Here is a 24,739-nt window from a genome sequence, read left to right as displayed (position 1 = left end):
CATGTTCCGCAACCGCCAGAGCCTGTTTATCGCCGTCGGCCTTTTGGCCCTTGCTCCGGCTACTCTTGCCCAGAACGCCGGGCAGGCAGCGGCACCGGCCGCCCAGGTCGCCGCCGAGCCGCCGGGCATGCTGCGCGTCGGCGACCGCCTCGACAGCGCGCGCCTGCATCAGGTGACGCGCCCCGGGCTTTACGGCATGAGCGAGGCGCCTTCCGGCAGCCGCTACGGCATCGTCGACGGCAAGCTGATCCGCTATGATCCGGAAAGCGCCCAGGTGCTGTCCATCATCCGGCAGGTGGACCGGATCATGGATTAACCCTGCAGCAAGGCCCGCGCCGCCTCTTTCGCGGCCGGGGTGACCTCTTCGCCCGAGAGCATGCGGGCGATTTCCTCGATGCGCTGGCTGGCGGTCAGGGCGGCGACATTCGAGGTGGTCATGCCGCCCTCGACCGATTTCGCCACCCGGAAATGATGCCCGCCAAGCGCCGCCACCTGCGGGCTGTGCGTGACGACCAGCACCTGCGCCCCCTCGGCCAGCCGGGCCAGGCGCCGGCCCACCGCATCGGCGGTGGCGCCGCCGACGCCGCGGTCGATCTCGTCGAAGATCAGCACCAGCGCGTCGTTGCCGCGCGCCAGGCAGACCTTGAGCGCCAGCAGGAAGCGCGACAACTCGCCGCCCGAGGCGATGCGGTCCAGGGGTCCGGCCGGCGCGCCCGGATTGGTGGCGACGGTGAAGGCCACGGCATCGCGGCCCTCGGGGCCGGGCTCGGCGCCGGAGAGCCGGGTCTCGAAGACCGCGCGCTCCATCTTCAGCGGCGCGAGCTCGGCCGCCATCGCGGCATCGAGCCGCTCGGCGGCCATGGCGCGCTGTTGCGACAGGGCAGCCGCGGCGGCGTCATAGGCGGCGTCGGCCGCCGCCACGGCCTCGCGCAGGCGCGCCAGATCCCCCTCGCCCGCGTCGATGCGGGACAGCCGGGCCCGCAGCGCGTCGGCGAGGCCCGCCAAGTCATCGGCCAGCACGTCATGCTTGCGCGCCAGCGCGCGCAGGGCAAAGAGCCGCTCCTCGGTGGCTTCCAGGTCGCGCGGGTCGAAATCCATCGCCTCCAGCGCCGCCTCGACGCCCGAGACCGCCTCGCCCAGCTCGATCAGCGCCCGCTGCAGGGCCGCGGCGGGGGCCTCCAGCCGGCCCTCGGCGCGCTCGGCGGCGCCGTCGAGCCAGCGCACGGCGTCGAGCATGGCGCCCTCGGCCCCTTCCGACCCCAGGGCCTGCAAGGCCCGCGCCACGTCCTCGCGGATGCGCTCGGCGCCCTGCATGGCGCGGCGGCGGGTGTCCAGTTCTGCCTCCTCGCCCGGCTGCGGGGCAAGCTTGTCGAGCTCGGCCACGGCATGGCGCAGGAATTCCTCCTCGCCCTTCGCCGCCGCCAGCGCCGCCTCGGCCCGCTCCAGCGCCGCGCGCGCCTCGCGGCGGGCGGCCCAGGCGGCACGGGTCGAGCCCAGGTCAACGCCGGCAAAGGCGTCGAGCAGCAGCCGGTGGCCGCGCGGATTCAACAGCCCCCGGTCGTCGTGCTGGCCATGCAGCTCGACCAGCAGTTCGGAAAGCGTCCGCAGCACCTCGCCCGAGGCGCGCCGGTCGTTGATCCAGCCGGTCTTGCGCCCGTCGCCGGCATTCACGCGGCGGATGATCAACTCGTCCGAGACCGGGAAGCCCGCCTCGTCCAGCAAGCTGCGGGCGGGATGGCCGGGCGGCAGGTCGAAGACTGCCGTGACCTCGCCCTGGCTCGCGCCCTGGCGCACCAGGTCGGCTCGGCCGCGCCAGCCCAGCACGAAGCCCAGGCAATCGAGCAGGATCGACTTGCCCGCCCCGGTCTCGCCGGTCAGCACGTTCAGGCCCGGCCGGAACGCCAGTTCCAGCCGGTCGATCAGCAGCATGTCTCGGATTTCAAGCGAAAGCAGCATCACCCCACCCGTAGGGCGCGCTTCAGCGCACCCTCACAGCCATTTGCCCTGGATGACCTGGCGATAGACGCGGGTCAGCCAACTGTCGCCGCGCGCCTCGGGCTGCAACCCATGGCCGCGCAGCTGCGCATAGGCGTCCTGATAGAAGGGCGAGGAGCGGAAATTGTGGCCCAGGATCGCCCCCGCCGTCTGCGCCTGATCGTTCAGGCCAAGCGCCAGATAGGCCTCGACCAGCCGCATCAGCGCCTCGGGCGTGTGGGTGGTGGTCTGGAACTCCTCGACCACGACGCGGAAGCGGTTGATCGCCGCAGTGTAATGGCCGCGCTTCAGATAGTAGCGGCCGATCTCCATCTCCTTGGCGGCGAGATGGTCGAAGGCCAGATCGAATTTCAGGATGGCCGAACGGGCGTATTCCGTATCGGGATATTGCTCGATCACCTCGCGCAGCGATTGCAGCGCCTGGAAGGTCAGACCCTGGTCGCGGCCGATCTCGTCGATCTGGTCGTAGTAGGAAAGCGCCAGCAGGTATTTCGCATAGGCCGCATCCTCATCGCCCGGATAGGTGTCGATGAAACGCTGCGCCGCGCCGCGCGCCTCTTCGTAGTCGCGGGCGCGGTGATGGGAATAGGCCTGCATGATCAGCGCGCGCTTGGCCCATTCGGAATAGGGATAGAGCCGCTCGACCTCGGTGAAATACTTCACCGCATCCTTCGGCTTGCGCGTGTTCTCAAGCTCGTATTCGCCGCGCTTGTAGATTTCCTCGGCGGTGAAATTCTCGAATGATTCGGGCTGATTGCCCGAGCCGCCGCCACAGCCCGCCAGAAGGCCCAACGACAGCACAGCCGCGACCAAGGAACCCGATCTGATGCCTGTCATTCCACCCTGCCCGTCAGAAATTCATGCCGCCGCACGGGCGGAAAGGCCCGCGCGGCCCGGTCGTCCTAGCACAGAAAATCGGGCTGCGCAAAATGCCAAAACCGCAAAAGCGGCGGCATGCCCGTCACCTTCAGGCGACGGCCAGCTGGCGGGCGCGGGGCGCAAGGCGCGCGGCCGAGGCCAGCACCCCGGCGCCGGGCAGGCGGCTTTCCATCGCCGGGGTCAGCGTGACCCATTCCCAGGCATCGGGCTGGGCGAAAAGCGCGCGCAACAGCTTGTTGGTCATGGCATGCCCGGCGCGATGGCCGGTATAGCGCGCCAGCAGCGGCGCACCGGCCAGCGCCAGGTCGCCCACCGCGTCCAGCATCTTGTGGCGCACCGCCTCGTCGCGGTGGCGCAACCCGCCGGGCGAGAGCACCTTGTCGCCATCGACGACAACGGCGTTCAGATAGGTGCCGCCAAGCGCCAGGCCGTTCCGCTGCATCTGCACCACATCGGCCTGGCGGCAGAAGGTGCGGCTGTCCATCAGCTCGTGCACGAAACTGCCATTGGCCATGTCGAGGCGCTTTTCCTGGTGGCCGATCGCCGCATCCGCGAAGTCGATGTCGAAATGGATCTCCAGGTGGTCGGCGGGCGACAGGCGGGCGAAGGCCTCGCCCTGCTGTACCTCGACCTCGCGCAGCACGCGGATGGCGCGCAAGGGCGCACCGGGCTGCTGGCGCAGGCCGGCCTCGAGGATACCCTGGACGAAGGGGGCCGAGGAACCGTCGAGGATCGGCACTTCCGGCCCGTTCACCTCGACCACGGCATTGTTGATGCCGGTGCCGGCCAGCGCGGCCATCACATGCTCGACCGTCGAGACAGTGGCGCCGCGGCCGTTGTCCAGCAGCGTGCAGAGCTGCGAAGGGGTGACGTGATCCCAATGCGCCGGAATACGCGCGCGGCCCAGATCGGTGCGCACGAAGACGATGCCGTGATCGGCGGGCGCCGGCAGGATCGCCAGGCGCACGGCCGCACCCGAATGCAGCCCGACGCCGCGGAACTGGGCTTTCTGAGCGATGGTGGTCTGCATGGTCTTGCCTGCCGCTTGCTGTGAACTTTCGTTGGCCGCGGGCGTGGCCACGGCGTGAAGCTCAGTTAGGCATGCCGGAGCGATTGCTCAATTAACGTTTTGTAACGGGGTGAAACAATCGCTGCGACGCAGCATCGGCAGCCGCAGGACTGCCTGCAAGAGACTGATCCGAAAAGGGAAAAGGACCGCCTTGGCGGTCCCTTCCGATTCCGGGGCTGAAATAATGTGATCGGCTTAGTTCGCCTGGCGGCGCAGGAAAGCCGGGATCTCGACATTGTCGCCGGCCCGGTCGGGGCTGGCCAGATCGTCGAAACCGGCGTCGAAGCCGCTGCGGTTGCGGGCGGCGACGCGCTCGTTCACGCGCTCGGCGATGGTCGAGGGCGCCGGCTTCTCGGCCTGCTCGCCATGGCCCGAGATGCGCTCCAGCATGCGGCTGAGCCCGCCCATGCGACCCTGGGCCCGGCCCTGCTCGGCGGGCTGCTGCTGGGCGGCGCGGTTCTGGGCGGCGGCCTGACGCTCGGGCGCCTTCTGCACCGCGGCGGCCAGCCGCTGCATGACCGCATCCGAGGGGGTGCCGGCCGGGGCTTGCGGACGGCGGGTCGGGGCGACGAAGCCGCCGGCATCGCCGTTCAGCGCATCGCCTTGCGCGGCGGGTGCGGACGGCTGGCGCAGGTCGGGCTGATAGGCCGGGCGAGGCATGTCGTCCTCGTCGTAGCGCGCCGCCGGGGCGGCTGGCTGCGAGCGCGCGACCGGCGCGGCGGCCGGTTGCGGCGCGGCCTCGGCCAGGGGCGCGGTGCGGCGCGGCGGCACCGGCAGCTCGTCCTCGACCGACTTTTGCGCCACGGGCGGGTGCTGGGTCAGCGGCTCTTTCATGCCACGGCGCGGCACGGGCAGTTCGGCCGCCGAGGCGTCGATGCCGGTGGCCACCACCGAGACGCGGATCGAGCCTTCCATCGACGGGTCCAGCGTCGAGCCGACGATGATGTTGGCGTCGGGATCGACCTTCTCGCGGATCTTCTCGGCCGCCTCGTCCATCTCGAACAGGGTCAGGTCGTAGCCGCCGGTGATGTTGATCAGCACGCCCTTGGCGCCGTTCAGGCTGATCTCGTCCAGCAGCGGGTTGGCGATGGCCTTCTCGGCCGCCTGCACGGCGCGGTTCTCGCCCGAGGCCTCGCCGGTGCCCATCATCGCCTTGCCCATCTCGTCCATCACCGCGCGCACGTCGGCGAAGTCGAGGTTGATCAGGCCCGGGCGCACCATCAGGTCGGTCACGCCCTTGACGCCCTGGTAGAGCACGTCGTCGGCCATGGCGAAGGCTTCGGTGAAGGTGGTCTTTTCGTTGGCCAGCCGGAACAGGTTCTGGTTCGGGATGATGATCAGCGTGTCCACGACCTTCTGCAGGGCCTCGACGCCCTCCTCGGCCTGGCGCATGCGCTTGGTACCCTCGAACTGGAAGGGCTTGGTCACGACGCCGACGGTCAGGATGCCCATCTCGCGCGCGGCCTGGGCGATGATCGGCGCGGCGCCGGTGCCGGTGCCGCCGCCCATGCCGGCGGTGATGAAGCACATATGCGCGCCCATCAGGTGATCGACGATATCCTCGATGGTTTCCTCGGCAGCCTTGGCGCCGATCGAGGGCTTGGCGCCGGCGCCCAGCCCCTCGGTCACCTTGGGACCGATCTGGATGCGGCTTTCGGCCTTCGAGGACTGCAGCGCCTGGGCATCGGTATTCGCCACGACGAATTCGACGCCCTCCAGCTGCTTGTCGATCATGTTGTTGACCGCATTGCCACCCGCACCACCGACGCCGAAGACGGTAATGCGCGGCTTCAGTTCCTGGTCATCATTCAGCATCAGGTGGATCTGCCGTTCCATGTCTCGCCTGCCTTATGTTTGCGCCGGACATGTGCGCAGTCCGGTCGAATCCCCTATGCGGGCAGCCTAGCCAGATTCGCCCCCAGCGTCACCCGAAAAACACAGGTGACCCACCAAATATGGCGGTCAGAGCTGTTATTCTCGGCGGTATCTTGCCCATTCTCCACCATGTGGTGTGGACACCGGTCCACACCACCGCATCCGGGTTCCGCTCGCCTACCAGTTGTTGCGGAACCAGCGATAGGCCCGGCGCAGGCTGCGCGCCGGGTAATGTTCGGCGGGCATGTCGAAATCCCACCATTCGTCCTGCGGATGCGCCGTCAGCAGGGCCAGCCCGATGGCCGAGGAAAAGCCCGGCGCGGTGGCGTTATGCGGCAGGCCCTGGATGCGCAGCGGCCGGCCGATGCGCACGCTTTGCCCCAGCATGCGCGAGGCCAGCACGTCCAGCCCCGGGATCTGGCTGCCGCCGCCGGTCAGCACGATCTGGCGCGAGGGCATGCAGTCGAAGCCCGCCGCATCCAGGATCTCGCCCACCTTTTCCAGGATCTCCTCGACCCGCGGGCGCATGATGCCGATCAGGTCGGCGCGGCTGACGCTGCGGCGGTCCGTTTCCCAGTCGCCGGTCTCGCCGCCCAGCTCGATCATCTCGCGGTCGTCGCGGCCGGTGGCCTCCAGCCCGCCATGCAGGGTCTTGAGCCGTTCGGCCACGGCATGGCTGACCCGCAGCCCCTTGGCGATGTCCTGGGTGATCAGCTCGCCCCCGACACGGACGGCATCGGCGAAGATCATGTGCTTCTTGATGAAGACCGAAACCCCGGTCGTGCCGCCGCCCAGGTCGATGCAGGCGGCGCCCAGTTCCTGCTCGTCCTCGACCAGCGCGGCAAGGCCCGAGGCATAGGAGGCCGAGGCCACCCCCGCCAGTTCCATGTCGCAGCGCCGGATGCAATGCACCAGGTTGCCGGCCGCGTCGCCGTCGATGGTCAGCACATGCATGTCGCAGGCCAGCCGGCCGCCCGACTGGTCGCGCGGGTCCGACAGCCCCGAGCGACCGTCCAGGGCGAAGTTCACCGGCTGGGCGTGCAGCACCTCGCGGCCACGGCCGAAATCGGGCACGTCGCAGGCGGCCAGCACGCGGGCCACGTCGCCCTCGCCCACCTTGCCGGCGGGCAGCACGATCTCTCCCGCCAGGCCGTAGCTTGCCGGGCGCGCGCCCGAGATGCAGGCGATGACGTGATCGACGCGCACGCCCGCGACCTTCTGCGCCGACTGGATCACGGTGCGGATGGCGCGCTCGGTCTCGGCCATGGTCTCGATCTCGCCGTAGCGCATGCCGCGCGAGCGGGTGGTGGCGGTGCCGATGACGCGGAAATTCGACTGGCCGGCCATGGGGCCGACCCCGTCCGTCTCGCGGAACTGGCTGGGGCCGTCGAATTGCAGGACCAGGCAGGCGATCTTCGAGGTGCCGATGTCGAGAACCGCGATGACCCCGCGCTGCATGGCTTGGCGGCGCATGTTCCGCATCGCCCGCTGGCCCTGATACAGATCCTTCATATCCGCTGACTCCCCAAGCTGTTAACCGCTCTTCTTCGTGCTTTTGCCGGTCTTGCCCGCCGTCGCCTCCGGCTTGACCGGCAATCCGTCCGGACCAAGCTCGGGCTGGCCGCGGGCGCGGCGGATGGCGTTCTGCGCCTCCAGCCCCAGCCGGACCACCGGACGCGCCTCCTGCCGCAGGTCGACGACCGAGATGTCGCGGTCCAGCATGTGCAGGGCGCGGTCCAGCGCGATGGCGCGCTCCAGCGCCTGAAGCGCCTTGTCCTCGGGCAGCTGGATGCGCTGACCGCGGTCCAGAACCACGTCCCAGCGCCGTTCGCCCATGCGCTCCAGCCCGCGCAGGCGTGGCAGGATGGGCCCGGAGGCATCGATCAGCGCCAGCGCCTCGCGTGCGGCGCGGTCGGCGCCCTCGCCGGCGATGATCGGCAGGTCGGTGCGCACGTCGCGCGAGGTGACCGAGGCGACCCGGTGCCCGGTCTTGTCCAGAAGCTCGATGCCGCGTCCATGGCGCCACAGCACCACCGGCACCCGCTCGGTCACCACGGCCGACAGCACGCCGCCCGGCTTGATGCGCAGTTCCACCGCCTCGACCGCGTCGAGCTTCAGCACCCGCTCGCGCAGCTTTTCCAGGTCGATGTCGAAGCTCGATGCCGGCAGCTCGACCGGCAGCATGGCGCGCAGCCCCTTGTCCACCGCCGGCGAGGCGCCCTCGATGGTCATCATCTTGACCATGAATTCGTCGCGGTGCTGGATGCGGTCCACGATGGCGTCGATGCCGCCGGTCAGATTGGCGCGGCGGGTGTCGTCCGACAGCCAGATCCCCGCCACCAGCGCCGCCAGAAAGGCGGGCAGGCCGACATGCACCAGCCGGCGCACGATGGGCCGCAGCATCATCCGGTTCAGCCGATAGGCCAGCCGCGAGGGGGCCGGGTCCCTGCGCGGCGCGCGCGCCGCCATCGGCGCCGGGCGCGCAGGCGCGGGGCGCGTCGGGGCCGGGCGCCCGCCGTCGCCCTGTCCGCGGTGGAAGGGGTTCAGGCCCTGCATAGCGCCTCCTCGACGATCCAGCGGCAGAGCGCGGGGAAATCCATGCCGGCATGCGCCGCCTGTTCGGGGGCAAGCGAGGTGGGGGTCATGCCGGGCTGGGTGTTCACCTCCAGGATGATCAGCCCGGCCAGCCCGCGGCTTTCGTCCCAGCGGAAATCGGTTCGGGTCAGCCCCCGGCATCCCAGCGCCTGATGCGCCCGCACCGCCTGCTCGCGGCAGGCGGCGGCGATCTCGTCGGGGATCGCGGCCGGGATCACATGGGTCGAGCCGCCGGGCTTGTATTTGGCGTCGTAGTCATACCAGCCCTCGGTCACGATCTCGGTCACGCCAAGCGCGCGGTCGCCCAGCACCGCCACGGTCAGCTCGCGGCCCGGCGCATAGGTTTCGACCATGACCCGGGCCGGCATCTGCGGGGAAAGCTGCGGCGGGCCGTTCGCGGCCTCGTGCACGATATAGACCCCGACCGAAGAGCCCTCGTCATTCGGCTTGACCACATAGGGCGGCGCCATGACATGGCCGGCGCGCACCTCGTCCGCATCGGCGATGAGGCTGTCCACCACCGGCAGCCCGGCCTCGCGCAGCGCCTGCTTGGCCCGGGACTTGTCCATGGCCAGCGCCGAGGCCAGCACGCCGGAATGGGTATAGCGCCAGCCCAGCCATTCCAGCAGGCCCTGCACGCAGCCGTCCTCGCCCCAGCGGCCGTGCAGGGCGTTGAAGACCACATCCGGCGCATGCTCGGCCAGACGCGCGGGCAGATCCCTGCCCGCGTCCAATTCGACGACTTCATAGCCCGCCTGCCGCAGCGCAATCGCGCATTCACGCCCCGACGAAAGCGACACCTCGCGCTCGGCCGAGGGTCCGCCCATCAGGACCACGACTTTCGGGGCTGTCCTGCTCGACCTGCCCGCCAATTTCTGCCTCTTGTCCCCGGTTGATCCGGGTATTTGTCGGGTCAGGATAGCGGGTCGGGCGGAATCGCAAAAGTCCCTTTTCGCGTTCCACGCGATATTTCCGGCAATGCCGGCGGGTTACGGCCGGTTCCTAGGGCTGGCCTACGCGGATCACTTCCCATTGCAGCTCGTGCCCGCTGGTCTCGCGCACCTTCTGCCGCACCAGTTCGCCCAGGGCCTCCAGCTCGGCGGCGGTGGCGCCGCCGGCATTGAGCAGGAAATTCGGATGCTTTTCCGACATCTGCGCCCCGCCCAGGCGGTGGCCGCGCAGGCCGGCGGCATCGATCAGCGACCAGGCCTTCAATTCGTGGCTGTCATCCGCCCGCCCGGTCGAGGAAAAGCCAGCCGGGTTGCGGAAGGTCGAACCGGCGCTACGGTCCCGGGTCGGCTGGCTGGCGTCGCGACGCGCCAGCTGCTCCTCCATCCGCGCGGCCAGTTCGGCGGGATCGCCCGGCTCGGCGCGGAAACGGGCCTCGGTCACGACCCAGTCCTCGGGGATCTCGGAATGGCGATAGCCGAGGCGCAGGTCGGCGGCCGCGATCTCGTGCAGGCTGCCGTCGCGGGCCACGGCACGGACCGAGATCAGGTGATCGGCGACATAAGCGCCGTAGCAGCCGGCATTCATCCGCACCGCGCCGCCGATGCTGCCGGGAATGGTGCGCAGGAAGGTCAGGTCCAGCCCCGCCTCGGCGGCGCGGCGCGCGACATGGGCATCCAGCGCGGCGGCCCCGGCGGTAACGATGCCGCCCTCGCAGGAGATGGCGTTGAAGCCGCGTCCCAGCCGGATCACCACGCCGCGGATGCCGCCATCGCGCACGATCAGGTTCGAACCGACGCCCATCGGAAACACCGGCAACGCCGGATCGAGGCCGCGCAGGAACTCGGACAGATCCCCCTCGTCCGCGGGCTGGAACAGCCAGTCGGCCGGGCCGCCGACCCGCAGCCAGGTCAGATCGGCAAGGACACGGTTCGGGGTCAGGGCGCCGCGCGGGCTGGGAAGCGTCTGGGTCATGCCGCGCTCCTAATCAGCGCGGGCCGGGCCGTCAATGCGCCCGCATCCGCGCCGCCGGCATTGCGCGGCATGCCGCAAGCCGGCGGCCCCCGACGGGCCGGCGGCCTGGCCGGCGATCAATGCGCCATCATCTCGGCCAGGATCTGCGCGCCATCCAGCGAAGCGGGGTAATAGGTCGGCCAGTTCGTCACCTCCTGCAGCAGCGCCGCACTGTCGTCGCCCCAATAGAGGTGATAATGGTCGGCCTTTTCGGGCGCGATGCGGTGGTCGCTGAACTGGATGAATTGCGGAGCCGCCTCGTCGCCCGCGGTCTTCCTGAAGACATAGCGCACGCCGCGATTGCCCTTGGCATAGGTCAGGATCTCATGGCCGTCGCCGGCATATTGCCCCGAGACCACGGCATCGCCGCTGCGGAAGCTGACGCGGTCGCCCTCGATGGTGATGCGGTCGACATCGGTCTTGTAGCCGGCCTCGTAATAGGCGCGATATTCCTCGGCCGTCTTGTCGCCATGTTCGGCCTTATGCGCCATGACCGGGTCCAGCGTCCCGTCGCGCAGATAGGGATAGACCGATTGCCAGTCGCCCTGCCAGTCCGACAGCGGACGGTCCCGGACCTGATCGTCCTCGAAATAACCGTTATGGATCGCCTCCTGGGCGGCATCCTTGTGCTCATGCGCATGGTCGTGGCCGTGGTCGTGGCCGTGGCTGTGGTCATGGCCGGCATCGCTGGTCTGCGCGACGGCCGCGGCCGCGAAAAACAGCATCGAACCCAGCGCCAGCGCGCCGATCTGCGTGGTGATTGCCCTTTGCATCTGGTCAGACCTCTAGCGGTTGTCGGAGACATATATGAAATGTGATTACATCACATTCATTGCCTAGACGGCTTTCCCCGCCGTGACAAGGGAGGCGCAGCATTTACGCGGCGGGCGGCTTCATTCGACCGCGCTGAGGATCACTGCTAGCGCGGCGAAGGCGCCAAGGCCCATCAGGTCCCAGGCCGGGCGCAGGGCCGCGCGCGGCGGCGCGGGCGGGCTCAGCCGTTCGTAGAGCCAGCGCAGCAGCGTCCCGGCCAGCACGCCGCCGGCGGCGATCAGCATCAGCAGGCACAGAAGCATGCCGACGATGCCGGCAAGATAGCCACCGGTCTTGGCCTCGCCGATCAGCCAGCACAGGCCGGCCGAACCCAGCAGCACCGCCAGCCCCGCCCCCAGCACCCCGAAGGAGCGCGCACCCATGCGCGCCGCACCGAACCACAGCGTCGCGGCCAGCGTGACGCCGATGACCAGCCAGACGATCTCCATGGGCTCAATGCGCGCCGTGCCGGCGCCGGCGGCGACGCGGGTCGAAAGGCGGCCAGACCAGCAGGGACAGGCCAAGGGAAAGGAACAGCACGCCGAAGCCGGGACCGCACAGATAGGTCAGCCAGCCCAGCACCGGCACGCCGCACAGCACCAGCGCCCAGAGCGCCGAATGACGCCAGCGCAGCCGCACGAAGGGCAGAAGGCAGGCCGCGATGCCCCAGAGCACCGCGCAGAACGCCGCCGTGGCGGGATGGCTCGCCAGCGCGATCACGCGGCTTTCTCCGTCAGCCGCTCAGGCAGGTTGTTGGCCCAGGTCGAGATGGTGCCGGCACCCAGACAGACCACCATGTCGCCCGGCCGCGCCTGCTCGCGCACCAGCCGTTCCAGGTCGCCCTCGTCCATCACCGCGCGGGCGTGGCGGTGGCCGTGGGCGATCAGCCCGGCGACCAGATCGTCGCGCGAGGCGCCGGGGATCGGCTCTTCACCGGCCGAATAGACCTCGGCGATGGCGACGACATCGGCCTCGTTGAAACAGGTGCAGAAATCGTCGAACAGGCTCGACAGCCGGCTGTAGCGATGCGGCTGATGCACGGCGATCACCCGGCCCTTGGTGGCCTGCCGGGCTGCCTTCAGCACCGCCGCGATCTCGACCGGGTGATGGCCGTAATCGTCGATGATGGTCACCCCGTTCACCTCGCCCACACGGGTGAAGCGGCGGCTGACCCCGCCGAAGCGCGCCAGCGCCTCGCGGATCTGGGCGCGCTTCATGCCCAGGTGGCGGGCGACGGCCACGGCGGCCAGCGCATTGCTGACATTGTGGTCGCCCGGCATCGGCAGGCTGCAGCCCTCGATCACCGGCACCTCGCCGTCGTTCAGCTCGGCCTCGCCTTGCAGCGCGATGTCGAAATGCGCCACGCCGTTCTCATAGCGCAGGTTCACGGCCCGCACGTCGGCCTGGGCGTTGAAGCCGAAGGTCGCCACGCGGCGATCGGTCAGCTTGCCGACCAGTGCCTGCACCTCGGGGTGGTCGGTGCAGCAGACGGCGAGCCCGTAAAAGGGGATGTTCGAGACGAAATCCTGGAAGCCCTTGCGCAGCGCGTCGAAGCTGCCCCAGTGCTCCATATGCTCGGGGTCGATATTGGTGACGATGGCGATGGTGGCGGGCAGGCGGTTGAAGCTGCCGTCGCTCTCGTCCGCCTCGACCACCATCCACTCGCCGGCGCCGGCGCGGGCGTTCGAGCCGTAAGCGTGGATGACGCCGCCGTTGATCACGGTCGGATCGAAGCCGCCCGCGTCCAGCAGCGTCGCGACCATGGTGGTGGTCGTGGTCTTGCCATGGGTGCCGGCGATGGCGACGTTGGATTTCAGCCGCATCAGCTCGGCCAGCATCTCGGCCCGGCGCACCACGGGCAAGCCGCGACGGCGCGCCTCCTCAAGCTCGGGATTGCCCTTCTTGATGGCGGTCGAGATCACCACCACCCCGGCCTCGCCGATATTCTCGGCACGCTGGCCTTCGAAGACGGTGGCGCCCAGGCTTTCCAGCCGGTCGGTGATCTTGGAGCGTTTCGCGTCCGAACCCTGCACCTGGTAGCCCAGCGTCATCAGCACCTCGGCGATACCGGACATGCCGATGCCGCCGATGCCGACGAAATGGATGGGGCCCAGTTCGCCCGGGAGTTTGGTCGCTGCGTTCATCGGGTCAGTTCCGTCACTAGTTCTGCAAGGCGCTGCGCCGCATCGGGGCGGCCCAGCGACAGCGCCGCGGCTGCCATGGCGGTGGCGCGGGCGCTGTCGGAAAGGATGTCCCGCATGTCGCGCCTGAGGCTCTCGGCGTCAAGCACGGATTCGGGCAGGACGACAGCGGCACCGGATTCCGCAAGGGCACGCGCATTGGCGGTCTGGTGGTCGCCGGTGGCGGCGGCATAGGGGATCAGGATGGCCGGACGGCCGATCACGGTGATGTCGGCGATGGACGATGCCCCCGCCCGACTGACCACCAGCTGCGCCTGCGCCAGCCGCTGCGGCACGTCGTCGAAGAAGGGCCGCACCACGGCGTCGATGCCGGCCGCGGCATAGGCGGCGGTCACCCGCTCGGCATCCTCGGCCCGGGCCTGGTGACTGACCGACAGGCGGGCGCGCAGCTCCTCGGGCAGGCCGGCGACGGCCTGGGGCACCACATCGGAAAGCACGCGCGCGCCCTGGCTGCCGCCGATGACCAAGAGGTTCACCGGCCCGTCCGAGGAGGGCGGCAGATAGGGCGCGGCGGCGCGGTCCAGCACTGCCTGCCGCACCGGGTTGCCGGTATGGATGCCCTGCACGCCCGGCGGCAGCGCGGTCGGCCAGGTGCCGCAGGCAACGCGGTCCACCCGGCGGGCGAAAGCCATATTGACCCGGCCCATGATGCCGTTCTGCTCGTGGATCATGCGCGGGATCTTCAGCGCCAGCGCCGCCGACATGGCGGGAATGGTCGGATAGCCGCCGAAGCCCACCACCACGGCCGGACGGTCGGTCCGCATCCGGCGCATGGCCGAAAGCACGCCCGCAGCGATGCGGAAGGGCACGGCGAGTCTGGCCAGCGCACCGCCGCGCGCGGTGGTGGCGGAGCTGACCACCTCGCGCGCGACCTCGGCCGGGAAGGCGCCGGCATAGCGGGCGCCCCGTTCGTCGGTGGACAGCTTCACGCGCCAGCCTTGGGCCAGCAACACCTCGGTCAGCGACTGCGCCGGGAACATGTGCCCGCCGGTGCCGCCGGCGGCGATCAGGCAAAGCCGCCGCTGGGCCTGAGGAACGCTCATCCCCGACCCCGGCCCAGCACGTCGCCGATGCGGCCCTGCGGGCGCGATCGGGTCAGCGCCAGAAGCATCCCCATGGCGATGCCCGAGGCGATCACCGACGAGCCGCCATAGCTGACGAAGGGCAGCGTCATGCCCTTGGCCGGCAGAAGCCGCACCGCCACGCCCATGTTGATCAGCGCCTGCACGCCGAAGGCGCAGGCCAGCCCGGTGCCGGCGATGCGCACGAAGGGATCGCGTTCGTCCTGCAGCCGCAGGAGCGAGCGGATGACGATGGTAGAATAAAGCGCGATGATGATGAGGACCAGGATCAGCCCGTATTCCTCGGCCGCCACCGCGATGATGAAATCGGTATGCGCGTCCGGCAGCGACCACTTGACCGAGCCCTCGCCGACGCCGACGCCGAAGAAGCCGCCCTCCTGGATGGCGTTGGTGGCATAGCCGAGCTGGGTGCGCGGATCGACCTCGGCCGCGAGGAAGCCGTTGATGCGGCGCGCGAAATGTTCCGAGGCGCCATAGGCGAAGATGCCGCCGACGCAGGCCAGCCCCATCACCCCCCCCAGAAGGTAAAGCGGCGCGCCGGCGATGAAATACATCACGCACCAGGAAAACAGCACCAGCGAGGCCTGGCCGAAATCGGGCTGCATCGCCAGAAGCAGCACCACGATCACCGCCAGCCCGAACGAGAAGGACTTGCCGGGCGGGCCGCCGACCTCCTGGCTTGCGGCCATGAACCAGGCGCAGATGGCGACGAAACAGGGCTTGAGGAACTCCGAGGGCTGGACCGACATGCCGCCGGGCAGCCGCAGCCAGCGCACCGCGCCCTTGCCGAAATCGGTGCCGACGAAGGGCAGTATCGCCAGGATCAGCAGCGCCACCAGAAAGCCCAGCACCCCGATGCGCCGCACCTGCCGGGGCGAGAAGGTCGAGATCACCAGCATCACCCCCAGCGCCATGGCGCCGAAGACCGCCTGGCGGCTGACGTAGTAGAATTGCGGCAGGCCGTTCTTTTCGGCCAGCGGCACCGAAGCCGCCAGTCCCAGAAGAAGCCCGACCGCGAACAGTCCCAGCACGCAGGCCAGGGACCATCGGTCCAGCGTGCGCCACCAGCGTGGAAGAATCGGATCACCTGCCCGCACGGGCGTGGTGCCAAAGACCATCTCGGTCATGGGTTACCGCCGTCACTGCCTCGTTTGCATCGCCCGTTTTCCGGGTCTGAGCGGCAGCATAGCGCGATTGAACCCGAGGCGCTACTGCGGATTGGTTAACGCTGCGGCAACCCGGATCACATCGCACGGAGACGGCCGGGTCTCGCACCCCGCCTCCCCGCTTTCTCTGTTTCTCAAATACCCACGGCTACCGCACGGCCGGGCGCGGCGCCGCGGGTTTGGCGCTCAGGCCTGCGCCGCGTCCTTGCGGGTGCGCCACAGCGACCAGCCGACGCCGGCGCCGAGGATGGCGAAGGTGATGCCCAGCGAGACCGCGGGCGGGAATTTCGCCAGCCCCATCAGATCGGCCAGGAACACCTTGGAGCCGATGAAGATCAGCAGCACCGCCAGCGCCTGCTTGAGATATTCGAAGCGGTGGATGATCGCCGCCAGCGCGAAGAACAGCGCGCGCAGGCCCAGGATGGCGAAGATGTTCGAGGTATAGACGATATAGGGGTCGATGGTGATGGCAAAGACCGCCGGCACCGAATCCACCGCAAAGATCACGTCGGCGATCTCGATCATCACCAGGGCCAGCAGCAGCGGCGTGGCGTAACGGCGGATGCGGCCGGTCGCGGGGTCGGACCTCTTCACGACGAAGGCATGGCCGTGCAGTTCGTCGGTCAGCCGCATCCGGCGGCGCAGGAAGGCCAGGATGGGGTTCGATCCCATGTCATGCTCCTTGTCGCCGATGAACAGCATCTTGATGCCGGTCAGGATCAGGAAGCCGGCGAAGATATAGAGGATCCAGCCATATTGCGCGACCAGCGTCGCGCCGACGCCGATCATGATGCCGCGCAGCACGATCACGCCCAGGATGCCCCAGAACAGCACCCGGTGCTGGTAGCGGCGCGGGATCGACAGCGTGGCGAAGATCAGCGCGATGACGAAGACATTGTCCATCGCCAGCGTCTTTTCGACCACGAAGGCGGTCATGTATTCTGCGGCGGCATTGCTGCCCAGCTGATACCAGACGAAACCGCCGAACAGCACGCCCAGAGTGATGTAGAAGGCCGAAAGCTTGAGGCTTTCAGTCACGCCGATTTCCTTGTCGCCGCGATTCAGCACGCCAAGATCGAAGGCCAGCAGCGCCGCGACGAGGCCGAAGAAGACCAGCCACAGCCAGATCGGCGTGCCGAGAAAGAGGGTCAGGTAGAAAGGTTCCATGTCAGACTCCGCATTGGACGAATGCCGGTGCGAAGCCTTGGCGAGGAATGGGTTCCGGGCTGGCACCGAGCAAGGCTCGATGCGGTCCGACATCACGACATGCGTCGTCAGAGGGGCCCGGTCCGCCCGTCCCAGATAGGGGCTCGGGGTCGGGATGCAAGGGCTGGCCGGCCGCTTTTCCGGGCTGCGGGCCGAGGGGCGGGGACAGCCACCCCTTTTCCTTGGCCCTGCGCAGGACTAACTATCGCCAAGCCCCGCAAAAGGATCGCCCATGCTCTACAAGACCCAAGCCGAATGGCTGGCCGCACCCCGCAAGCGCGTGCTGTTCTTCGGCATGTCGGGGCTGGGCAAGACCTTCCTCGCCTCGATGCTGCGCGGCTCGGGGGAATGGTTCCACTATTCGGTCGATTACCGCATCGGCACCCGCTACATGGGCGAGCTGATCGCCGACAACTTCAAGCGCGAGGCGATGAAGGTGCCCTTCCTGCGCGAGCTGCTGCTGTCGGATTCGGTCTATATCGCCAGCAACATCACCTTCGAGAACCTGGCGCCGCTGTCCACCTATCTGGGCAAGCCCGGCAGCGTGACCCGCGGCGGGCTGGAATTCGACGAATACATGCGCCGCCAGGACCAGCACCGCATGGCCGAGATCGCGGCGCTGCTGGATACCGGCCACTTCATCCGCCGCGCGCAAGAGATCTACAATCTGGGGAATTTCGTCTGCGATTCCGGCGGCTCGGTCTGCGAGGTGGTGGACCCCTGGGCCGAAAGCGACCCGGTGCTGGACGCGCTGGAACGCGACCTGCTGCTGGTCTGGATCAAGGGCTCGGCCGAACATACCGAGGAGCTGGTGCGCCGCTTCGACCGCGCGCCGAAACCGATGTATTACCAGCCGGACTTCCTCGACCGCGCCTGGACCGACTATCGCGTGGAAAAGGGCCTGACCGAGGAGCAGGTCAATCCCGACGACTTCATCCGCTGGACCTATGCCCGGGCGCTGGCCCACCGGCAGCCGCGCTACGAAGCCATGGCGCGGCGCGGCGTGACCCTGCTGGCCGAGGAGGTGGCGCAGGTGAAAAGCCCCGACGACCTGCTCCGCCTGGTCGGCCAGGCGATCGACAGGCGGGCCCCCGAAGAAAAGACCGACAGAAAGGACGCATGATGCCCATCACCCTGCCCAATGACCTGCCCGCCTTTGACATCCTGTCGAACGAAGGCGTCATGGTCATGTCGCCGGGCCGGGCGGCGATGCAGGACATCCGGCCGCTGCGCATCGGGCTTCTGAACCTGATGCCCAAGAAGATCCAGACCGAGAACCAGTTCGCCCGGCTGATCGGCGCCACGCCCCTGCAGATCGACTTCCAGCTGATCCGCATGTCGGACCACGAAAGCCGCAACACGGCGGCCGACCACATGGAAAGCTTCTACCGCCGCTTCTGCGAGGTCGAGGAGACGGGCGAGAAGTTCGACGGGCTGATCATCACCGGCGCGCCCATCGAGCACCTGCCCTTCGAGCAGGTGACCTATTGGGACGAGATCACCCGCGTCTTCGAATGGACGCAAAGCCATGTGCATTCCACCTTCGGCGTCTGCTGGGGCGGCATGGCGATGGCCTGGCATTTCCATCGCCTCGAAAAGCACATGCTGGACCACAAGGCCTTCGGCTGCTTCCGCCACCGCAACCTCGCCCCCGCCTCGCCCTATCTGCGCGGCTTCTCGGACGACGTGCTGGTCCCGGTCAGCCGCTGGACCGAGGTGCGCCAGGACGAGGTGGACGCCATCCCGGCGCTGCGGACGCTGATCGCCTCGGACCAGGTCGGGCCCTGCCTGATCGAGGATGCCGGCCACCGCGCGCTCTATGTCTTCAACCATTTCGAATATGACAGCACGACGCTGAAGGACGAATACGACCGCGACGTGGTCTCGGGCAAGCCGATCAACGTGCCGGTGAACTACTACCCGGACGACGATCCCGGCCAGACGCCGACGAACCGCTGGCGCAGCCATGCGCATCTGCTCTATGGCAACTGGATCAACGAGATCTACCAGACCACCCCCTTCGACCTGAACCGCATCGGCGAGGCATAGGCATGGGCAAGAACGGCAATGGCTGGAAGGATGGGAAGGACGGGACCGGGGCGCCGAAATCGCTGCCCGACCTGCCCTTCGTGGGCGCCATCACCCGCTACCTGGAAAAGCAGGCGCCCGAGGCATTGCGCAAGGCCGTGAAGGCGGCGGAAAAGGGCCGCATCCTCGACCCCTCCTATCCCTATCCCGAGGAGATGAAGGGCAAGGATTACGACGAGCGCATGGCCGGGCTGCAGTTGCAGCTGGTGCGGCTGATGCGCGACGTGATCCATACCGGCAAGCGCATGGTGGTGCTGTTCGAGGGCCGCGACGCCGCCGGAAAGGGCGGCACCATCGAGCGGGTGCGCGAGAACCTCAACCCGCGTTCGGCCTATATCGTCGCCCTGCCCAAGCCCAGCGAGCGCGAGGCCGGGGAATGGTATTTCCAGCGCTATGTCGACTGGCTGCCCGCGCGCGGCGAGATCGCGCTCTTCGACCGCAGCTGGTATAATCGCGGCGTGGTCGAGAAGGTCTTCGGCTTCTGCACCGACGCGCAGCGCGAGACCTTCTTCCGGCAATTGCCGCCCTTCGAGACCATGCTGGCCGACGACGGGGTGATCCTGGTCAAGCTGTGGCTGGAGGTGGGCCGGCCCGAGCAGCTCCAGCGTTTCCTCGACCGCGAGCGCGATCCGCTGAAGCAATGGAAGCTCAGCGCGATCGACGTGGACGGGCTGGCGAAATGGGACGATTACAGCGCCGCGATCCGCGACACGCTGCTGCGCAGCCATTCCGGCATCGCGCCCTGGACGGTGATCCGCGCCGACGACAAGAGGCGGGCGCGGATCGCCGCCATCCAGACCATCCTGCGCGCGGTCGATTTCGCCGGCCGCGACGACGAGGTGATAGGCCAGCCCGACCCGCAGATCACCGGCGGCCCCGAGATCCTGCCGGGATAGGGCGCAAGACGAGAAGCGACGATGGATAGCCCGTTCAGGACCGCCCCGCCCGCCAAGATCCCGCAGCGCGCCATCCGGGCGGCGGCATGGCTGTCCGCGCTCCTCTGGCTGGCGCTGCTGGCCCCGGCCCATGCGCAGACCCTGCCCGACTGGCAGCACCTGCGCATCAACGATTTCGCCGGGCTGCTCACGCCCGAGGATGCCCAGACCGTCGACGCGGCGCTGAGCACGCTCCGGGACCAGGCCGGCATCGAGGGCACGGTCGTCACGCTGGCCGACCGGGCGCGCTACGGCGGGACCGACGGGCTGGAGCCCTTCACCACCCGGCTTTTCAACCATTGGGGCGTGGGCGACGCCGCGCGCAGCGACGGCTTCATGGTCCTGGTGCTGGCCGGAGACCGCGAGGCGCGGATCGAACTCGGCCGCGGCTACGAGAACGACGCCGACATCCTGCCGCAGGAGATCATGCGCAACACCATGCTGCCCGCCTTTCGCGACGGCCGGATGTCGCAGGGCATCCGCGACGGCACGCTGGCGGTGATCGAGCTGATCGCCCGGCCGGTCGCGGCGGGCCAGCCGGCCGGGGCGCCCGAACGCGGGCTGATGGACAGGATCATCCCCTTCCTCTTCGGCGGCGCCTGGCTGCTGATCCTCGGCGCCATCGCGCGGCAGGCCTGGCGGCGCAACCGCTGCCCGCAATGCGGCCGTCGCGGCCTCGAGACGCAGGTCGCGCCGCTGGAAACCCCGCTGCCCGAGGGCGGCTACATGGTCTCGCATGACAATGTCACGCGACGCTGCCCGGCTTGCGGCTAGTCCGACAGCCGGCAACGCCTCCGCCCGCAGACCGTCTGGCATGGGCCGACCGGCACGGTGCTGCGCAGCGAGCCGACGCCCGGCTATCGCGCCTCGCGGGGCGCCTCGGGCTTCGGCGGCGGCTCGTCGCGCGGCGGCGGCGCATCGGGGCGCTGGTAGGCGCGGGCGCGCTTGCGAGGTCGCCGCGGGGCGGCTAGCGTCGTGCCAGACTGCCTCAACGAAAGCTCCGACATGAAACCTCTCCGCTTCCCCGCCCTGGCGCTCGCACTTGCCAGCACCAGCCTGACGGCCGCCTGGGCCGCCGACCCCGAACTCACGGTCTTCGACTGGGCCGGGTTCGAGGAACCGGTGATCTTCCAGGGCTATATCGACAAGCACGGCACCGGCCCGACCTTCGCCTTCTACGGCGATGACGACGAGGCCTATCAGAAGCTCGCCTCGGGCTTCAAGGCGGACGTGGCGCATCCCTGCTCGCAGATGGTGTCGAAATACCGCGACGCCGGGCTGATCGAGCCCTGGGATGTCTCGAAGATCCCGGCCTTCGAAACCCTCGACCCGGAATTCCTCGATTCGGAAATCTTCAAGGACGACGAGGGCGTCTGGTACATCCCGACCGACTGGGGCGCCACCGCCGTCGCCTACAATACCGAAACCGTGCCGGCCGAAGATGTCGCCAGCCTGAACATCTTCATCGACCCGAAATACCAGGGCCGCACCTCGCTGCCCGATTCGGCCGACGATGTCTGGGCGCTGGCCTATCTGGCCACCGGCACCACCGACTGGACCGAGGTCACGGATGAGCAGTTCGCCGCCGCCGCCGACTGGCTGCGCCAGGCGCATCAGAACGTCGCGGCCTATTGGGCCGACCCGGCCGAGCAGGCGCAGCTGATGGCCTCGGGCGCGGTAGACGTGGCCTGGTCGTGGAACGACGGCGTGGTGCTGCTGGAAAACGACGGCTTCCCGGTCGGCTTCCAGCGCGCGGCCAAGGAGGGCAGCTCGACCTTCTTCTGCGGCTTCATCAACCTCAAGAACGGCCCGGGCAACGAGGACAAGGCCTACGATTTCATCAACGCCTGGCTCGCGCCCGAATCGGCCAAGGGCCTCCTCGACACGATCGGCTACGGCCATACCTCGACCGTCGCCATGGAGACGATCAAGGACGAGCCGGCGGTGCAGGAAGGGCTGTCGCCCGTGGACGCCCCGATCCTGGCCCAGACCCCGAACGACCCGCAGCAGCGCGAGCGCCAGCTGCAGGAATTCGAAAAGATCAAGGCCGGCTTCTGACGCCTTCTCTTGCAGCGCCCCGCCCCTCGGCGGGGCGTTTCGCCGGCGAAGCGGCTGAATGAGTATTCAAGGAACGAAGAAGGCCGGGCACCGCGCCCCGGCTTTCTCCGTTTTGCAAATACTCCAAGGGGTGAATTGGCCCGCGCAGCGGGACAAGAGGGGAACGGCGTTCCCCTCCCTTGCGTGCCGGAATGGCGGCGCCTATATTCGTGGGGTCCGGGTTCGCCCGGACTATGGACATAAACGCGCAGGTAATAAGCGGATCGGACCCGGGGGCGGTACCCGGCGGCTCCACCATCATCCCTCGTTGGGGGCACATGGGGCCGAAACAGGATCGACGAACGTCTAAAGCTGTTTGCTTTGTCTCGGTGAGCTACCACCGTCATCGGTGCAAAATGTACAGTTGCCAACGACAACCGTGCTCCGGTGGCTCTGGCTGCGTAAGCAGCTCGGGTAACCGAAACCTAAGCCCTTCCGCCTAGCAGCGTAAGGCGGGGCCCGCAGGAGCCTGGCAACAGAATCCTGCACCTTCCCCCTTTCCTCTCTGGTTTTTCGGCGCGCCCGGGCCTATCTCAGGCCTCATGCAAGGGAATGCCGCCATGAAAGACCTGACCACTTCCGAGGCCGATGCGCTGATCGCGGATCTGGGGCAAAAGGCCCGCGCCGCCGCCGCCGTGCTGGCCGAGGCCTCGCCCGAGCGCAAGCATGCCGCGCTGATCGGCACCGCCGAGGCGATCCTCAAGGCCGAGGACGCGATCCTCGACGCCAATATCCTCGACATGCACCATGCCGAGGAAAAGGGCCTTTCCCCCGCCATGCTGGACCGGCTGAAGCTCGACCCAGCGCGCATTCGCGCCATGGCCGAGGGGCTGCGCTCGGTCGCGGCGCAAGAGGATCCGGTCGGCAAGGTGCTGGCGGAATGGGACCGGCCGAACGGGCTCAACATCCGGCGCGTCGCGACGCCGCTGGGCGTGATCGGCGTGATCTACGAAAGCCGGCCCAATGTCACCGCAGATGCCGCGGCGCTGGCGCTGAAGGCCGGCAATGCGGTGATCCTGCGCGGCGGCTCGGAAAGCCTGGAAAGTTCGACCGCCATCCACGAGGCGCTGGTCGCGGGCCTGAAGCAGGCCGGGCTGCCCGAGGCGGCGATCCAGATGGTCCCGACCCGCGACCGCGAGGCCGTCGCCGCCATGCTGCGGGCGCAGGAATTCATCGACGTCATCGTGCCGCGCGGCGGCAAGGGCCTGGTCGGGCTGGTGCAGAGAGAGGCCCGCGTGCCGGTCTTTGCCCATCTGGAGGGCATCTGCCATGTCTATGCCGACCGCGACGCCGACCTGGAAAAGGCGCGCCGCGTGGTGCTGAACGCCAAGACCCGGCGCACCGGCATCTGCGGCGCCGCCGAATGCCTGCTGATCGACTGGCAGTTCTACACCAAGCACGGCCCCGTGCTGGTGCAGGACCTGCTGGATGCCGGCGTCGAGGTGCGGGCCGAGGGCGAATTGGCCAAGGTGCCCGGCACGGTCCCGGCCGAGCCCTCGGATTTCGGGCAAGAGTTCCTGGACAAGATCATCGCCGTCAGGCTGGTCGACGGCGTCGAGGAGGCGATCGCCCATATCCGCCGCTACGGCTCGGGCCATACCGAATCGATCCTGACCGAGAACGACGCCACCGCCGAACGCTTCTTCAAGGGGCTCGACAGCGCCATCCTGATGCGCAACGCCTCGACGCAATTCGCCGATGGCGGCGAGTTCGGCATGGGGGGCGAGATCGGCATCGCCACCGGCAAGATGCATGCGCGCGGGCCGGTCGGCGCCGAGCAGCTGACCAGCTTCAAGTATCTGGTCACCGGCGACGGCACCATCCGCCCCTGATGCGGGCCGAACAGCTGCACCAGGACGACCGCCACCGCATCACGCTGTTCCGCGGCGCCGGCGACGGGCGCCGCGCCGTGGTCGGCTTCGAACATGGCCGGGACCGCATGGCGGGCTTCGCGCCCGCCGCCGCGCCGCGCCACGCCGAAAGGCTGGGGATCGACGCGCTGGTGGTGCAGACGGCGCGGCGCGACTGGTTCGTCCCGGACCGCGACGCCGCGCTGGCCGGGGCGCTGCGAGAGGCGACCCGGAACTATGCCGAGGTCATTGTGACCGGATTCTCGATGGGCGGCTATGCGGCGCTGCTCTATTCCGCCGCCTGCCATGCCGACCGGATCATGGCGGTCTCGCCGCAATATTGCATCGACCCGGCGGTGGCGCCCTTCGATCCCGACCGCCATGCGAAATTCGCCCGCATCGGCCGGCCCATGCCGCGGCCCGAGACGCTGGGCAATCGCGGCGCGCGCGGCGCGCTGATCTATGATCCGGCCATCCGCGCCGACCGTGCCCATGCGGCGCTGATCCGGGCCGGGTTTCCGCATCTGACGCCCATCGCCCTGCCCTTCGGCGGCCATCCGGCGACCGGGGTGATCGGCGCGACGGGCGGCACCGGCCGCATCGCCGAGATGGTGGTGCAGGACCGGCTGGACGCGGCGCTGGTCCGGCAGATGCATCGTGCCGCACGGCCCCGGGCCGAGCTCTACCGGCTGAACCTGGCGGCTGCCGCCCTGACCCGACATCCCGCCCGCGCGCTGCGCGAATTGCGGGCGCTGGCGGCCGGTGCCACCCCGCGCATCCGCCTGGAGGCGGGGCTGATCCTGCTGGAACGGGGCGAGGAGCTGGCGGTCGCACTGCTGTCCGAACTGCTCGACAGCGTCGAGGCTGTCCCGCCGGCGCTGGCGCGACGGCTGGACCGGGCGCTGAAGTCCGGCGGGATCTGACGC

Annotated in this window: 23 protein-coding genes and 1 other RNA gene; 9 read left to right on the top strand and 15 right to left on the bottom strand. The window is 68.8% G+C overall.

The window, feature by feature from the left end:
* Window position 1 precedes the first annotated feature (1 nt).
* Complete coding sequence (locus tag L632_RS0106890; protein ID WP_028712848.1) at window positions 2-316, top strand: hypothetical protein; 315 nt, start codon at window positions 2-4, stop codon at window positions 314-316.
* Here the strand turns inward: L632_RS0106890 and recN are convergent.
* The 15 genes from recN to L632_RS0106815 all read right to left on the bottom strand — a co-directional run bounded on the left by recN (window position 313) and on the right by L632_RS0106815 (window position 16,804).
* Window positions 313-1,956 carry a DNA repair protein RecN gene (gene recN, locus L632_RS0106885; RefSeq protein WP_028716529.1) on the bottom strand — a complete coding sequence of 548 codons (1,644 nt, stop codon included), beginning with the start codon at window positions 1,954-1,956 and terminating at the stop codon, window positions 313-315. The genes L632_RS0106890 and recN overlap by 4 nt on opposite strands.
* Window positions 1,957-1,989: 33 nt before the next feature.
* Window positions 1,990-2,832: an outer membrane protein assembly factor BamD gene (locus L632_RS0106880; protein ID WP_028712850.1), complete on the bottom strand. Its 843-nt coding sequence runs from the start codon at window positions 2,830-2,832 to the stop codon at window positions 1,990-1,992.
* 130 nt (window positions 2,833-2,962) lie between these two features.
* Window positions 2,963-3,904, bottom strand: a complete 942-nt coding sequence (gene lpxC / locus L632_RS0106875) for a UDP-3-O-acyl-N-acetylglucosamine deacetylase (protein WP_028716528.1) — start codon at window positions 3,902-3,904, stop codon at window positions 2,963-2,965.
* A 234-nt stretch (window positions 3,905-4,138) separates the two neighbouring features.
* Window positions 4,139-5,779 carry a cell division protein FtsZ gene (gene ftsZ / locus L632_RS0106870; RefSeq protein WP_028716527.1) on the bottom strand — a complete coding sequence of 547 codons (1,641 nt, stop codon included), beginning with the start codon at window positions 5,777-5,779 and terminating at the stop codon, window positions 4,139-4,141.
* Between the two features lie 216 nt (window positions 5,780-5,995).
* Window positions 5,996-7,330 carry a cell division protein FtsA gene (gene ftsA, locus L632_RS0106865; RefSeq protein WP_028712853.1) on the bottom strand — a complete coding sequence of 445 codons (1,335 nt, stop codon included), beginning with the start codon at window positions 7,328-7,330 and terminating at the stop codon, window positions 5,996-5,998.
* A gap of 21 nt (window positions 7,331-7,351) precedes the next feature.
* Complete coding sequence (locus L632_RS0106860; RefSeq protein ID WP_028712854.1) at window positions 7,352-8,374, bottom strand: cell division protein FtsQ/DivIB; 1,023 nt, start codon at window positions 8,372-8,374, stop codon at window positions 7,352-7,354.
* On the bottom strand, window positions 8,362-9,285 hold the full coding sequence (locus L632_RS0106855) for a D-alanine--D-alanine ligase (protein WP_028712855.1): 924 nt from the start codon (window positions 9,283-9,285) through the stop codon (window positions 8,362-8,364). Before L632_RS0106855 ends, L632_RS0106860 begins: the two co-directional genes overlap by 13 nt.
* Window positions 9,286-9,415: 130 nt before the next feature.
* Window positions 9,416-10,336, bottom strand: coding sequence for a UDP-N-acetylmuramate dehydrogenase (gene murB / locus L632_RS0106850; RefSeq protein WP_028712856.1), 921 nt, complete (start codon window positions 10,334-10,336; stop codon window positions 9,416-9,418).
* Between the two features lie 116 nt (window positions 10,337-10,452).
* Window positions 10,453-11,148: a metal-binding protein ZinT gene (locus L632_RS0106845; protein WP_028716526.1), complete on the bottom strand. Its 696-nt coding sequence runs from the start codon at window positions 11,146-11,148 to the stop codon at window positions 10,453-10,455.
* Between the two features lie 120 nt (window positions 11,149-11,268).
* Window positions 11,269-11,637 (bottom strand): hypothetical protein, encoded by a 369-nt coding sequence (locus L632_RS0106840; RefSeq protein ID WP_028712858.1) that lies wholly within the window; start codon window positions 11,635-11,637, stop codon window positions 11,269-11,271.
* A gap of 4 nt (window positions 11,638-11,641) precedes the next feature.
* A complete protein-coding gene (locus L632_RS0106835; RefSeq protein WP_028712859.1) occupies window positions 11,642-11,908 on the bottom strand; it encodes a DUF2484 family protein in 267 nt (88 codons plus the stop codon).
* On the bottom strand, window positions 11,905-13,332 hold the full coding sequence (murC, locus tag L632_RS0106830) for a UDP-N-acetylmuramate--L-alanine ligase (protein ID WP_028712860.1): 1,428 nt from the start codon (window positions 13,330-13,332) through the stop codon (window positions 11,905-11,907). Before murC ends, L632_RS0106835 begins: the two co-directional genes overlap by 4 nt.
* Complete coding sequence (murG, locus tag L632_RS0106825; protein ID WP_028712861.1) at window positions 13,329-14,432, bottom strand: undecaprenyldiphospho-muramoylpentapeptide beta-N-acetylglucosaminyltransferase; 1,104 nt, start codon at window positions 14,430-14,432, stop codon at window positions 13,329-13,331. Before murG ends, murC begins: the two co-directional genes overlap by 4 nt.
* Window positions 14,429-15,598, bottom strand: coding sequence for a putative peptidoglycan glycosyltransferase FtsW (locus L632_RS0106820; protein ID WP_028712862.1), 1,170 nt, complete (start codon window positions 15,596-15,598; stop codon window positions 14,429-14,431). Before L632_RS0106820 ends, murG begins: the two co-directional genes overlap by 4 nt.
* A 225-nt stretch (window positions 15,599-15,823) precedes the next feature.
* Entirely contained in the window at window positions 15,824-16,804 is a 981-nt protein-coding gene (locus L632_RS0106815; protein ID WP_028712863.1) for a TerC family protein, read from the bottom strand.
* Window positions 16,805-17,075: 271 nt separating this feature from the next.
* Here L632_RS0106815 and L632_RS0106810 point away from each other — a divergent pair, with 271 nt between their 5' ends.
* The 8 genes from L632_RS0106810 to L632_RS23455 all read left to right on the top strand — a co-directional run bounded on the left by L632_RS0106810 (window position 17,076) and on the right by L632_RS23455 (window position 24,736).
* Window positions 17,076-17,966 (top strand): hypothetical protein, encoded by an 891-nt coding sequence (locus L632_RS0106810; protein WP_028712864.1) that lies wholly within the window; start codon window positions 17,076-17,078, stop codon window positions 17,964-17,966.
* Window positions 17,966-18,892, top strand: a complete 927-nt coding sequence (metA, locus tag L632_RS0106805) for a homoserine O-succinyltransferase (protein WP_028712865.1) — start codon at window positions 17,966-17,968, stop codon at window positions 18,890-18,892. The genes L632_RS0106810 and metA overlap by 1 nt, the downstream gene beginning before the upstream one ends.
* 2 nt (window positions 18,893-18,894) lie before the next feature.
* Entirely contained in the window at window positions 18,895-19,827 is a 933-nt protein-coding gene (gene ppk2, locus L632_RS0106800) for a polyphosphate kinase 2 (protein ID WP_156929467.1), read from the top strand.
* 21 nt (window positions 19,828-19,848) lie between these two features.
* Entirely contained in the window at window positions 19,849-20,640 is a 792-nt protein-coding gene (locus L632_RS22175; RefSeq protein ID WP_232215688.1) for a YgcG family protein, read from the top strand.
* 231 nt (window positions 20,641-20,871) lie between these two features.
* Window positions 20,872-21,924 (top strand): PotD/PotF family extracellular solute-binding protein, encoded by a 1,053-nt coding sequence (locus L632_RS0106790; protein ID WP_028712867.1) that lies wholly within the window; start codon window positions 20,872-20,874, stop codon window positions 21,922-21,924.
* 175 nt (window positions 21,925-22,099) lie between these two features.
* Window positions 22,100-22,453: a transfer-messenger RNA gene (ssrA, locus tag L632_RS23770) on the top strand.
* A 70-nt stretch (window positions 22,454-22,523) separates the two neighbouring features.
* Window positions 22,524-23,795, top strand: a complete 1,272-nt coding sequence (locus L632_RS0106785) for a glutamate-5-semialdehyde dehydrogenase (protein WP_028712868.1) — start codon at window positions 22,524-22,526, stop codon at window positions 23,793-23,795.
* Window positions 23,795-24,736: an alpha/beta hydrolase gene (locus L632_RS23455; RefSeq protein ID WP_051416227.1), complete on the top strand. Its 942-nt coding sequence runs from the start codon at window positions 23,795-23,797 to the stop codon at window positions 24,734-24,736. The genes L632_RS0106785 and L632_RS23455 overlap by 1 nt, the downstream gene beginning before the upstream one ends.
* Window positions 24,737-24,739: the final 3 nt, after the last annotated feature.

This window comes from Paracoccus sp. J39 (assembly GCF_000518925.1).
GTDB lineage: Bacteria > Pseudomonadota > Alphaproteobacteria > Rhodobacterales > Rhodobacteraceae > Paracoccus.
The sequence above is the reverse complement of the archived record's forward strand: the minus strand, read 5'-3'. Positions and strand labels throughout refer to the sequence as shown.

Excerpts from the sequence above, each read along its gene's own strand:
- ppk2 (WP_156929467.1), top strand. The coding sequence starts at position 18,895 with ATGGGCAAGAACGGCAATGGCTGGAAGGATGGGAAGGACGGGACCGGG.
- metA (WP_028712865.1), top strand. The coding sequence starts at position 17,966 with ATGCCCATCACCCTGCCCAATGACCTGCCCGCCTTTGACATCCTGTCG.
- L632_RS0106845 (WP_028716526.1), bottom strand. The coding sequence starts at position 11,148 with ATGCAAAGGGCAATCACCACGCAGATCGGCGCGCTGGCGCTGGGTTCG.
- L632_RS0106815 (WP_028712863.1), bottom strand. The coding sequence starts at position 16,804 with ATGGAACCTTTCTACCTGACCCTCTTTCTCGGCACGCCGATCTGGCTG.
- L632_RS0106790 (WP_028712867.1), top strand. The coding sequence starts at position 20,872 with ATGAAACCTCTCCGCTTCCCCGCCCTGGCGCTCGCACTTGCCAGCACC.
- recN (WP_028716529.1), bottom strand. The coding sequence starts at position 1,956 with ATGCTGCTTTCGCTTGAAATCCGAGACATGCTGCTGATCGACCGGCTG.
- L632_RS0106890 (WP_028712848.1), top strand. The coding sequence starts at position 2 with ATGTTCCGCAACCGCCAGAGCCTGTTTATCGCCGTCGGCCTTTTGGCC.
- murG (WP_028712861.1), bottom strand. The coding sequence starts at position 14,432 with ATGAGCGTTCCTCAGGCCCAGCGGCGGCTTTGCCTGATCGCCGCCGGC.
- L632_RS0106810 (WP_028712864.1), top strand. The coding sequence starts at position 17,076 with ATGCTCTACAAGACCCAAGCCGAATGGCTGGCCGCACCCCGCAAGCGC.
- L632_RS0106840 (WP_028712858.1), bottom strand. The coding sequence starts at position 11,637 with ATGGAGATCGTCTGGCTGGTCATCGGCGTCACGCTGGCCGCGACGCTG.
- L632_RS0106860 (WP_028712854.1), bottom strand. The coding sequence starts at position 8,374 with ATGCAGGGCCTGAACCCCTTCCACCGCGGACAGGGCGACGGCGGGCGC.
- L632_RS23455 (WP_051416227.1), top strand. The coding sequence starts at position 23,795 with ATGCGGGCCGAACAGCTGCACCAGGACGACCGCCACCGCATCACGCTG.
- L632_RS0106820 (WP_028712862.1), bottom strand. The coding sequence starts at position 15,598 with ATGACCGAGATGGTCTTTGGCACCACGCCCGTGCGGGCAGGTGATCCG.
- L632_RS0106880 (WP_028712850.1), bottom strand. The coding sequence starts at position 2,832 with ATGACAGGCATCAGATCGGGTTCCTTGGTCGCGGCTGTGCTGTCGTTG.
- ftsA (WP_028712853.1), bottom strand. The coding sequence starts at position 7,330 with ATGAAGGATCTGTATCAGGGCCAGCGGGCGATGCGGAACATGCGCCGC.
- L632_RS0106785 (WP_028712868.1), top strand. The coding sequence starts at position 22,524 with ATGAAAGACCTGACCACTTCCGAGGCCGATGCGCTGATCGCGGATCTG.
- murB (WP_028712856.1), bottom strand. The coding sequence starts at position 10,336 with ATGACCCAGACGCTTCCCAGCCCGCGCGGCGCCCTGACCCCGAACCGT.
- lpxC (WP_028716528.1), bottom strand. The coding sequence starts at position 3,904 with ATGCAGACCACCATCGCTCAGAAAGCCCAGTTCCGCGGCGTCGGGCTG.
- L632_RS22175 (WP_232215688.1), top strand. The coding sequence starts at position 19,849 with ATGGATAGCCCGTTCAGGACCGCCCCGCCCGCCAAGATCCCGCAGCGC.
- ftsZ (WP_028716527.1), bottom strand. The coding sequence starts at position 5,779 with ATGGAACGGCAGATCCACCTGATGCTGAATGATGACCAGGAACTGAAG.
- murC (WP_028712860.1), bottom strand. The coding sequence starts at position 13,332 with ATGAACGCAGCGACCAAACTCCCGGGCGAACTGGGCCCCATCCATTTC.